Origin of the sequence: Streptomyces sp. ICN903, from assembly GCF_022015835.1 — a bacterium.
Classification (GTDB): domain Bacteria; phylum Actinomycetota; class Actinomycetes; order Streptomycetales; family Streptomycetaceae; genus Streptomyces; species Streptomyces fenghuangensis.
Genome location: NZ_JAKMAY010000227.1, coordinates 1 through 9,541, shown reverse-complemented (window position 1 = coordinate 9,541; position 9,541 = coordinate 1). Strand labels below are relative to the sequence as shown.

General features: G+C 74.5%; 11 protein-coding genes. 1 reads left to right on the top strand and 10 read right to left on the bottom strand.

All coding sequences use genetic code 11. The features are described 5' to 3' along the window. Positions 1–35: 35 nt before the first annotated feature. From L7D48_RS20955 to L7D48_RS20935, 5 genes are read right to left on the bottom strand one after another with little or no spacing between them, the layout of a single operon-like run. Positions 36–635, bottom strand: coding sequence for an alkaline shock response membrane anchor protein AmaP (locus tag L7D48_RS20955; RefSeq protein ID WP_237881317.1), 600 nt, complete (start codon positions 633–635; stop codon positions 36–38). A gap of 20 nt (positions 636–655) precedes the next feature. Further along, positions 656–1,348 (bottom strand): DUF6286 domain-containing protein, encoded by a 693-nt coding sequence (locus L7D48_RS20950; protein WP_237881315.1) that lies wholly within the window; start codon positions 1,346–1,348, stop codon positions 656–658. 7 nt (positions 1,349–1,355) lie between these two features. Further along, a complete protein-coding gene (locus L7D48_RS20945; RefSeq protein WP_237881313.1) occupies positions 1,356–1,766 on the bottom strand; it encodes a hypothetical protein in 411 nt (136 codons plus the stop codon). A 3-nt stretch (positions 1,767–1,769) separates the two neighbouring features. Then, complete coding sequence (locus tag L7D48_RS20940) at positions 1,770–1,952, bottom strand: hypothetical protein (protein ID WP_237881311.1); 183 nt, start codon at positions 1,950–1,952, stop codon at positions 1,770–1,772. A 51-nt stretch (positions 1,953–2,003) separates the two neighbouring features. Further along, entirely contained in the window at positions 2,004–2,486 is a 483-nt protein-coding gene (locus tag L7D48_RS20935; RefSeq protein WP_237881309.1) for an Asp23/Gls24 family envelope stress response protein, read from the bottom strand. 233 nt (positions 2,487–2,719) lie between these two features. Here L7D48_RS20935 and L7D48_RS20930 point away from each other — a divergent pair, with 233 nt between their 5' ends. Next, complete coding sequence (locus tag L7D48_RS20930) at positions 2,720–3,484, top strand: nucleopolyhedrovirus P10 family protein (RefSeq protein ID WP_237881306.1); 765 nt, start codon at positions 2,720–2,722, stop codon at positions 3,482–3,484. A gap of 6 nt (positions 3,485–3,490) precedes the next feature. Here the strand turns inward: L7D48_RS20930 and L7D48_RS20925 are convergent, their stop codons facing one another. The 5 genes from L7D48_RS20925 to L7D48_RS20905 all read right to left on the bottom strand — a co-directional run bounded on the left by L7D48_RS20925 (position 3,491) and on the right by L7D48_RS20905 (position 9,480). Further along, a complete protein-coding gene (locus L7D48_RS20925) occupies positions 3,491–4,270 on the bottom strand; it encodes an enoyl-CoA hydratase/isomerase family protein (protein ID WP_237881304.1) in 780 nt (259 codons plus the stop codon). 110 nt (positions 4,271–4,380) lie between these two features. After that, positions 4,381–4,602, bottom strand: a complete 222-nt coding sequence (locus L7D48_RS20920) for a helix-turn-helix domain-containing protein (protein ID WP_175540892.1) — start codon at positions 4,600–4,602, stop codon at positions 4,381–4,383. A gap of 447 nt (positions 4,603–5,049) precedes the next feature. Then, entirely contained in the window at positions 5,050–6,648 is a 1,599-nt protein-coding gene (locus L7D48_RS20915; RefSeq protein WP_237881302.1) for an ABC-F family ATP-binding cassette domain-containing protein, read from the bottom strand. 220 nt (positions 6,649–6,868) lie between these two features. Further along, complete coding sequence (locus L7D48_RS20910; protein ID WP_237881300.1) at positions 6,869–8,293, bottom strand: hypothetical protein; 1,425 nt, start codon at positions 8,291–8,293, stop codon at positions 6,869–6,871. Between the two features lie 53 nt (positions 8,294–8,346). Continuing rightward, positions 8,347–9,480 (bottom strand): alpha/beta hydrolase, encoded by a 1,134-nt coding sequence (locus tag L7D48_RS20905; RefSeq protein ID WP_237881298.1) that lies wholly within the window; start codon positions 9,478–9,480, stop codon positions 8,347–8,349. Positions 9,481–9,541 lie beyond the last annotated feature (61 nt).

Sequence of the window (9,541 nt, the reverse complement as noted above, 5' to 3'; positions counted from 1 at the left end):
GCGGGGCGGTGGGGGCGACTGGCGGGGGCGCCGCCTCAGCCCGTCCACCCACCCCGCTGCCGCGCCGAGCGCAGCCGGGCCTCCGCGGTCAGCTTCTCCAGGCCCGCCGAGGCACGGGCGTGCTCCAGCGCCTCGTCCCGCACGCGCGCGAGGACCTCGGCGGGGCTCGCGTGGGCGGCCACCGCCAGTGCGACCCGGGCCCGCACCCCGGCGCGGCGGCGGCCCAGCCTCACCCGGGCCCGTTCCACGCCCGGCAGGGCCCCGGCCTCCCCGGCCACGGCGTCCCCCAGGGTCCGTGTCCCGACCAGGGCACCGTAACCGTCGCCGCTGTCGACCAGCACGGTGTCCGGCCGCTGCCGCCACAGCTGCGCCGACAGCCACCACAGGGCGAGCAGGAGCGCGGCGGCCGGCGCGCCGATCGCCAGGAGCCACCGCCACCAGTCCGCATCCCGCCACCAGGCGGGTTCTCCCCGCCCCAGCAGCACCTCCTCCGGCCCGCCCCGGAAAATATCCCGGGGCATGTCGAAACCCCAGCGCCGCTGGAGGTCGAGCCCGCCCGCCAGGGCCGCCAGTCCCAGCACCAGCAGTGCCAGTCCGGCCAGCCCCAGCAGAATCCGGTTCACCACCGTGAGCATCCGGTCCACCTCGCCCTTCCTCAGCCCTTCTTCGGGCGCCGCACCCGGACCGACCGCCGCATCCTCCGGGCGAGCCCGAGCTGCCGCACGCCCTCTTCCAGAACCCTGTCCAGGTCTCCCCGCACATCCTCCAGGGGCCGGAAGTGGGCCCGCGCCCGCACCTTGATCCGGTGCCGCCCCGCGCTCACCCGGATCGACCGCACCCCGGGCACGTCCAGCAGCCGGTCGTGCAGCACCGCCTCGGCCGCGGACCTCTCCAGTCCGGCGCGCATCCGGACTCCGTCGGAGGAACCACCGCGCATCGGCAGCAGACCGCGCAGCCCGGGGGTGACCGCCAGCACGGCCAGCCACAGCCCCAGCAGGACCGCGAGCGCCGCGCCGGCGATCGTCCAGGGGTCGTCGAGCGGCCGGGCGGCCAGGTCCGCTGTGACCTCGCGCCGCCACGCGGAGGGGGACTTGTCGATGCTCGCGGCGACGGCCTCGTACAGGAGCACGGCCGCCGCGACGGCCAGGACCAGTGCCACGATCGCGGCCGGCACCCGCCGAGCCGACCAGAAGCGCCGGGTGCTCCCGCCTCCGCCGCCCCCGTCGCCCCGGCCGCCGTCCGGCCGGCGGTCCGCGCCGGAGGGTTCCGGCGCGGGCGGTGCCGCACCGTCCGGGTCCGTGCCGGCGGCGCTCTCCGGGGCCGGCTGCCGCCGGGCGTCGTGGCTCATCGTGCCTTCACCGCACCCTCCCTCCGCTCCTGCCGCCGAAGGGGCCCGTGTGCAGCCGTGTGACCTCGACGGTCACCTGCCGGACCGCCATACCGGCCAGTTCCCGCACCCGTGAGGCGACTCTTCGGCGCACCGAGCCGCACCGTGCGCCGATGTCGCAGGGGTAGGGAAGTTCGACCGCGACCACCACCCGGGCCTCGCCGTTCGGCCCGTTCCGGTCGGCAGGGCGGCGGACGGCGACCTTCGCCCGCGGGTCCTTCCCCGCACGCGGCGCCCCGGACGCTCCGGGGTCCTCGTCCAGTGCCTCGCGGGCGGCCCGCGCGGCGATCTTGGCGACGACCCGGTCGGCGATTCTCGTCGCCCCCCGCTCGGCCGGGGGCACCCAGGAGATCTCCGCCCTGCGGAATTCCTGCGCCACCGGTCACCGCCGTCCGCCGCCGGAGCGGAAGATCTCTCCCGGTTCCAGATCGCCGTCGAGGACCCGGCCGGCGACGAAACCGACCGCGCCCAGTACCGCCACCAGGAGGAAGGCCCAGAAACCGCCGAAGTATCCGGCGAAGCCCAGCGCCATGCCTGCGATCAAGCCGACTGCGGCCATGCTCATCGTGCGCTCCTCAGCTTCCTGCTCCGCCGGGCCCCTGCGGCCCGCGGCGCACTACTGCAGCCGCGGCCTCTCCGGCTGCTCTTCCTCGTGCTCCTGGTCGGGCAGGTTGACATCGTCGACCGTGACATTGACCTCGACGACCTCCAGGCCGGTCATCCGCTCGATCGAGCCGATGACGTTCTCGCGCACATCGCTCGCCACATCGGTGATCGACACCCCGTACTCGACCACGATGTCCAGATCGATCGCCGCCTGGGTCTCGCCGACCTCGACCTTCACCCCTCGCGTGACGGACGAACCGCCACCGCCACCGCCGCCGGGGACGCGGTCGCGCACCGCGCCGATGGTCCGGCTCATGCCGGCGCCCATCGCGTGGACACCGTCGACCTCGCGGGCCGCCATCCCGGCGATCTTCGCCACCACGCCGTCGGCGATCGTGGTCTTCCCGCGCACACGCGGGTCGCTCGCGCCCCGCCCCTCACCGAGCCGTCCGCCGGAAGGGCCTGAACGGTTCTGCTGGGTGGTCTCGGTCATTTCCGTCACCCCTTGCCTTCGACAAAGGAACCTTTCGTCCCGATATCTCCACGCTAGGCACGATCGCCCTCTTTTGCCTCATGAGCGCACCGCCACATGGAGGAAGGACACGGCCGAGCGAAGCCCGTGGCGCGAGGCTGGGCACCGTTGGAGGGAGAACCCCGAAGAGTGCCGGCGGGGCACCGAACGGCCTCGCGGGACAGACACCGGGGGCCGGGAGAGGAGCGCAGACCATGGCCACGGACCGGTTGGCTCAGGCCGTACGGCGGCAGATCGGCTTCGGACGCCTGCTTCCGCTGGGCGGGGCGGAGGACGGCACCTGGATCGCGGAACGGGCGGCGGCCGGTGTGCTGCGGCAGGCGGCGGCCGGGCTGCCGGGGGTGCGGCCGGGCACGCTGCGGCTCTCCCCGGCCGAGCACGGCGCGGGCGGGAAGCCGGCCGTACCGATGCCTCCCAGCGCCCTTCCGCCCGGTCCGGTCAGGATCTCCGCGGAGTTCGAGGCCGGTGCGAAGGAGCCGCTGCCGGCGGCGGCCGAGCGACTGCGCTCGGCCCTGGCCGAAGCGGCCGACAGACGTCTGGGACTGGTGGTGGCGGCGGTGGACCTGCGGATCACCGGGCTGCTGGACGGGCCGGACGACGGGCCCCCGCCCGAGGAGCCCTCCGAGGAGCGGGCCGACAGCGGGGAGATCACGGACGCCGGGGAGGCCGGGAGCGCGGTGGGCGCCGCGGCACTGGCCGTCCCGGGCGTGACACGCCTGGCCCCCGAACTGGGGGGAGCGGCCCGGGCGCTGCGGACCGTGGACACCGGCCCCGGCGACGGGGCCGGCGCGGCCCCCGGACGCCATGTACAAGTCCAGTTCGCGGTCGCCGCGGACCACCGTGCGCTCGATGTGGCGCGCGCGGTCCGCGACGCGGCGGCACGGGCCGCGGCCGCCGGCGCCCCCGGGCCCGTGACGGTCGCGGCCGTGGTGACGGAGGTGGTGCGGGGCCCGGGGTGAGAGCGTTCAGTCGCCGATGCCGGCCAGGTCGCGCAGCCTGCGCGTCTGGGCCGCGCGCTCGGCGGCGCGCTGCTCGTCGTAGGTGCGGCCCACCGCACCGCGCAGCAGCGCCTTGGTCTCGATCACCGCGTCGCGCGGGGCGGCGAGCAGCGCCGCGGCCAGATCCGCTGTGGCGGCCTCCAGTTCCGCGACGGGCACCACGAGGTTGGCCAGGCCGGTCCGCTCGGCCTCCTCGGCGCGCACGAAGCGGCCCGTCGCGCAGATCTCCAGCGCGCGGGCGTATCCGACCAGGGAGACGAGCGGGTGGGTGCCGGTGAGATCGGGGACCAGCCCGAGACTGGTCTCGCGCATCGCGAACTGCACGTCGTCGGCACACACCCGCAGGTCGCAGGCGAGCGCGAGCTGGAAGCCCGCACCGACGGCATGCCCCTGGACGGCGGCGATGCTCACGATGTCGTTGCGCCGCCACCAGGTGAAGGCCTCCTGATAGCCGGCGATGGCCGTGTCGACCTCGGCGTCGGAGCCGCGTGCCAGGTCGATGAAGGACGGCTCGCCGTCGAAGCCCTCGGGGGTGAAGGCCTGCCGGTCGAGTCCGGCGGAGAAGGACTGCCCCTCTCCGCGCAGGACGACGACACGGATCTCGCCGGGCAGCAGCCGCCCCGCCTCGGCCAGGGCACGCCACATCGCGAAGGTCTGGGCGTTGCGCTTGGCCGGGCGGTCGAGCGTGACCGTGGCCACGGCACCGTCCGCGACGAGCCGCACGCCGTCCTTGTCGAGCAGGGTCATGAGGATCTCCCGGGGCAGTCCGCAGTCGGACGACTGTCAAGTGACTGAAGAGTAACCACCCGGCCGACTGGATGGCCGACCGGGTGGCGCCCCTCGGGACACCCTGGGTCTCAGGACGTCGCGGTCTTCTTGCCCCGCGTGGCACCGCCGCGACCGCGCAGGGTCACGCCGGACTCACTGAGCATCCGGTGCACGAATCCATAGGAGCGGCCGGTCTCTTCGGCCAGCGCCCGGATGCTCGCACCGGAGTCGTACTTCTTCTTGAGGTCAGCCGCGAGCTTCTCGCGCGCGGCGCCGGTCACCCGGCTGCCCTTCTTCAGAGTCTCGGCCACCCGTGCCTCCTCATGGGAAGTGCGCTCTGGACTCTCATGATCACCCCTTGCCGGTTTTCTGGCCACCCATTCGACAAGGTCCGTAAAACGTCATCGGCGGCCGGACAAGGGCCCAAGAGCTCCGGAGCGAGGCGTTCCACGGCTCTTTCGAGGTGCACACTTCCCTGCGGCGCGAGGAAAGAGCAGGTCAGAGCCTCGGCCGGTGCTCAAGCACCGGGGATGGAAGGTCTATGCCACACCTCCGGCGCCATCGACGCCCGACCGCGCCGGAATACGAGCCGATCTCACTCAGATGATGGATCAAGCGTCGGCCGAATGATCCAGAACGGTGTGATCACAACGCGCTCGCGGCGTGGCCGGGGCGGGCTGGAGACGGGATCGGGGCAGGACCGGGGCAGGTGTTCCGGCGCGGCGGGCGGGCGCCGAAGGCACCGCGGCCGGCTCCGCTCAGGCGAGCGCCACGAGGTCCGCGTACTCCTCGCCCCACAGGTCCTCCACACCGTCGGGCAGCAGGATGATCCGCTCCGGCTGGAGCGCGTCCACCGCGCCCTCGTCGTGGGTGACCAGCACCACCGCGCCGGTGAAGGTGCGCAGGGCGCCCAGGATCTCCTCCCGGCTGGCGGGGTCGAGGTTGTTGGTCGGCTCGTCCAGCAGCAGCACGTTGGCCGAGGAGACCACCAGCGTGGCCAGCGCCAGCCGGGTCTTCTCGCCGCCGGAGAGCACCCGCGCGGGCTTGTCCACGTCGTCGCCGGAGAACAGGAAGGAGCCCAGCGTCTTGCGGATGTCGACCAGGTCCATGTCCGGGGCGGCCGAGCGCATGTTCTCCAGGACCGTGCGGTCGCCGTCGAGCGTCTCGTGCTCCTGCGCGTAGTAGCCGAGCTTCAGCCCGTGGCCCGCGACCACCCGGCCGGTGTCGGGCTTCTCCACCCCGGCCAGCAGCCGCAGCAAGGTGGTCTTGCCCGCGCCGTTGAGGCCGAGGATGACCACCCGGGAGCCCTTGTCGATGGCGAGCGAGAGGTCGGTGAAGATCTCCAGCGAGCCGTAGGACTTGGACAGCTCCTCGGCCATCAGCGGGGTCTTGCCGCAGGGCGCGGGGTCGGGGAAGCGCAGCTTGGCGACCTTGTCGGCCTGCCGCTCCCCCTCCAGTCCGGCCAGCAGCCGCTCGGCCCGGCGGGCCATGTTCTGGGCGGCCACCGTCTTGGTGGCCTTGGCCCGCATCTTGTCGGCCTGGGCGTTGAGGGCCGCGGCCTTCTTCTCGGCGTTGGCCCGCTCGCGCCTGCGCCGCTTCTCGTCCGCCTCGCGCTGGGTCAGGTACTGCTTCCAGCCCATGTTGTAGATGTCGATGCTCGAGCGGTTGGCGTCGAGGTAGAAGACCTTGTTGACGACCGTCTCCACCAGGTCGACGTCGTGGGAGATGACGACGAAGCCGCCGCGGTAGGTCTTCAGGAAGTCGCGCAGCCAGACGATCGAGTCGGCGTCGAGGTGGTTGGTCGGCTCGTCCAGCAGCAGGGTGTCGGCGTCCGAGAAGAGGATGCGGGCGAGTTCCACCCGGCGCCGCTGGCCGCCGGAGAGGGTGTGCAGCGGCTGGCCGAGCACCCGGTCGGGCAGACCGAGGCTGGCGGCGATGGTGGCGGCCTCGGCCTCGGCGGCGTAGCCGCCCTTGGTGAGGAACTCCGTCTCCAGCCGCTCGTACTTCCTCATCGCCTTCTCACGGGTGGCGCCCTGGCCGTTCGCCATCCGGTCCTCGTTCTCGCGCATCCTGCGCAGCACGGTGTCCAGACCGCGGGCGGACAGGATGCGGTCGCGGGCGAGTGCGTCGAGGTCTCCGGTGCGCGGGTCCTGGGGCAGGTAGCCGACCTCGCCGGTGCGGGTGATCGTCCCGGCCGCGGGGGCGCCCTCGCCGGCCAGGCAGCGGGTGAGGGTGGTCTTGCCCGCCCCGTTGCGGCCGACCAGTCCGATGCGGTCGCCCCTGGCGATGCGGAAGGATGCGGACTCGATGAGGATCCGGGCGCCGGCGCGCAGCTCTACTCCGGTGGCGGTGATCACGGAAATACTCCTGGGCAGGGTGGACGTACGTACGTCTTCGGTCGGGGGCTGGGAGACGGGCGTACGCCGCTAATGCACGAGGAGGTTCACCATGCGGCCAGTCTAACGGCGGCGCGCAACCGGATTTCCGCGCCGGGGTGGCAAGGCCGCTTCGGCCCCGTGCCGTGTGGCCCCGCACGGCGGCCGCCGTGCGGGGGCGTCGGGCGGCCGGGGACGCCCGTCACACCTCGCCGGTGTGGACCTGGAAGGCCGCGCGGCGCACGGCCCTGGCCAGCACCGGGTCCGGGTGGGCCGCGGCGAGCGCGACCAGGACCTGGACGGTACGGGGGTGGCCGGTGGCGCGGACCGCCTCCAAAAGCTCGGGGACGGTGTTCTGCACGGCCGAGTCCAGGTGCTCCACCAGTACCTTTCCCTCCCCGTGGTCGGCGACGGCCGCGGCGGTGTCCACCCACAGCCAGGTGGCCTCCTCCCGGGTCAGGACGCCGGGGGCGCCGTTCGCCAGGTCCGCCGGGTCCGCGCCGTCGTGCTCGGCGAGCCAGAGCAGGGCGTAGGGGCGCAGGACGGGCTCGCCGGCCGCCTCGCGGACGGCGGACTCCGCGGGGGCGCCCACGGCGCGCAGCGCCTCGAAGGCCAGGCCGCGGATGAGGGCGTCGTCGCCGCGGGCGGCCTCGATCAGTTCGGCGACGGCCGGGCCGGTGGGACGCGCGGCCAGCCAGGCCCGGTACTCGGCACGGGCCTCCCCGGGCGAGAGCCTGGCGCAGCCGCGCAGCATGTCCTCGGCGTGCTGCTCGATGTTCCCCGCCGGGCTCTGGGCCGCGACGCAGATCTGCTCCAGCTTCACCCACACCGCCCAGTTGCCCAGCGGGGTGAGCACCGCCTGCCCGGGTCGGCCCCGGTCGTCCTCGGCGCAGCGGGTGAGGGCGCCGACGGAGGCGAGGCCGTCCAGGGCCCAGTCCAGGAGCGCGGGCAGGCAGTCGTCCGCGTCACCGGCCGCCTCACCCGCCGGAAGGCCGCCGGGTGCGTCCCCGGCGGGGCCGCCCGGCCCCGCCGGGGACGCCGCGCCGTCGCGCTCGGCACGGATCTCCGCGATACGCCGCCTCAGCAGGTCCAGCAGGGCCGGCACCGTCACCGGGCCGGAGGACAGGTGCATCACCGACAGGAACTGCGGCGCCGCCACGACCACCTCCCCCACCGCCCCGGGGTCCGCGCCCTCGGGCGCGGGGTGGGCCAGCGACCAGGCGTCGAAGAGCGCGACCCAGCCGCGCAGCACGGCCGAGTCGTCGCGGTCCCAGGCGCGCAGCCGCCAGCCGGGCATGGCGGTGCCGTCGTGCAGTTCGATGAGGCCGGCGAGCCGGGCGCGGTCCCAGTGGACAGGGATCTGCTCCACCGGTATCCGCAGTTCCCCGGCCGCCCGCTCGGCGGCCGCCACCGGCGACAGCCCGGTGCCGTCGGCCCACCGGGCCAGGCGCACCGCCTCGCTGAGGCAGGCCCGTGCCTGACGGGCGAGTTGGTCGCGTGGGGGCACCCCCTCGGGGGGCCTGGGCGCGCTCCGCCGGCGGCGCGCGCCCACGGCTCGGCGCGCGGCGGCGAGAGGCTGACGGGATACGAGGCGCAGCCGGGTGTCTCGCGGGGTACGGGACGTCACGGGAGCAGTGTTGTTGATGACGGCCCGAAAGCCCAAACGCCGGTCGGAACGCCTCACATGAGCGGAGTGAGGAAGCGGCGCAGCGCCTCCTGGTAGCCCTGCGGATCGGCGTTCCACATGGCGGCGTGCGGAGCCTGTCCGACGATGTGCAGCGAGACCAGGTCCGGGCGCTGTTCGGCCAGTTCGCGGGAGGGTTCCCAGGGGGCGACGGCGTCGTCCGGGCCGTGCAGGACGAGCGTGGGCAGCCGCAGCGCGCCGGGGTCGCTCAGTTCGGTGTGGAGGTCCGGGTGGAGCCGGGCGCGGCCCTGCGCGGCGCGCACCGCCAGCGGCAGCAGGGGGGCGGGGATGTGGCGGGCGCCCGCCAGGGCGCGCAGGGTGGCTCGCCAGTCGAGCACGGGCGAGTCCAGGATCAGCCCGGTGAGGAAGTCGCGGACCGGGGACTCGGCGGCGGCCCGCAGCGCCATGGTGGCCCCGGTGGACCACCCGTACAGCACGATGCCGCGGGCGCCGCGGCCCAGGGCGTGGCGGATGGCCGCGTCGAGGTCGCGCCACTCGGAGTCGCCCAGGTGCACGGTGCCGTCGGGCGACCGGGGCGCCCCGGGATCGCCCCGGTAGGCGGGGACGAGCACGGGGACGCCCATGGCGTTCAGGAAGGGCAGGACGTTCATGGTGTGCTCGCGCGTGGCGCCCAGGCCGTGCACGGCGATGATCCACACGTCGCGCAGGGCGGGCAGGTACCAGGCGGGCAGGGGGCCGAGCTCGCCGGGCACCTCCACGTCCGCGTACTCCAGACCCAGCGCGTCCCCGGGGTTTCCGGTGTGCAGCTGCGGGGTCAGCCGCACCCGGTCCCCGGTGGCGAGCCGTCCGCGGTCCACCCGCTCCAGGCGCCGTACGACGGTGTCGGCCGAGGAGGGGACGTCGAGCACGGTTCCGACGACGGCGTGCCGGCCGGGGCCGGTGAGGGCGTAGGTGCCGGGGAGCTGGGAGATGAGGGACCGGGTCAGGGTGACCTGCCCCGCCGCGGTGGCGTGGACGGTCAGCTGCGGGCCCTCGAAGCCGGCGGGCAGGGAGTGCCCGGAGGACGGCTTGAGGGCGGCGGTGGCCGCGTACCGGCCGGCCACGACAGCGGCCGCTCCGGCACCGAGCGTGGTGAGGGCGGTCAGGGCCGCCGTTCTGCGCAGACTCATCGTCTCCAAGGATGGCGGCGTGGTGCCGCCTGGGCCAGCGGGCGGGCTCCGGCGGGTGAGC

Excerpts from the sequence above, each read along its gene's own strand:
- L7D48_RS20925 (WP_237881304.1), bottom strand. The coding sequence starts at position 4,270 with ATGACCCTGCTCGACAAGGACGGCGTGCGGCTCGTCGCGGACGGTGCC.
- L7D48_RS20950 (WP_237881315.1), bottom strand. The coding sequence starts at position 1,348 with ATGAGCCACGACGCCCGGCGGCAGCCGGCCCCGGAGAGCGCCGCCGGC.
- L7D48_RS20930 (WP_237881306.1), top strand. The coding sequence starts at position 2,720 with ATGGCCACGGACCGGTTGGCTCAGGCCGTACGGCGGCAGATCGGCTTC.
- L7D48_RS20935 (WP_237881309.1), bottom strand. The coding sequence starts at position 2,486 with ATGACCGAGACCACCCAGCAGAACCGTTCAGGCCCTTCCGGCGGACGG.
- L7D48_RS20905 (WP_237881298.1), bottom strand. The coding sequence starts at position 9,480 with ATGAGTCTGCGCAGAACGGCGGCCCTGACCGCCCTCACCACGCTCGGT.
- L7D48_RS20940 (WP_237881311.1), bottom strand. The coding sequence starts at position 1,952 with ATGAGCATGGCCGCAGTCGGCTTGATCGCAGGCATGGCGCTGGGCTTC.
- L7D48_RS20955 (WP_237881317.1), bottom strand. The coding sequence starts at position 635 with ATGCTCACGGTGGTGAACCGGATTCTGCTGGGGCTGGCCGGACTGGCA.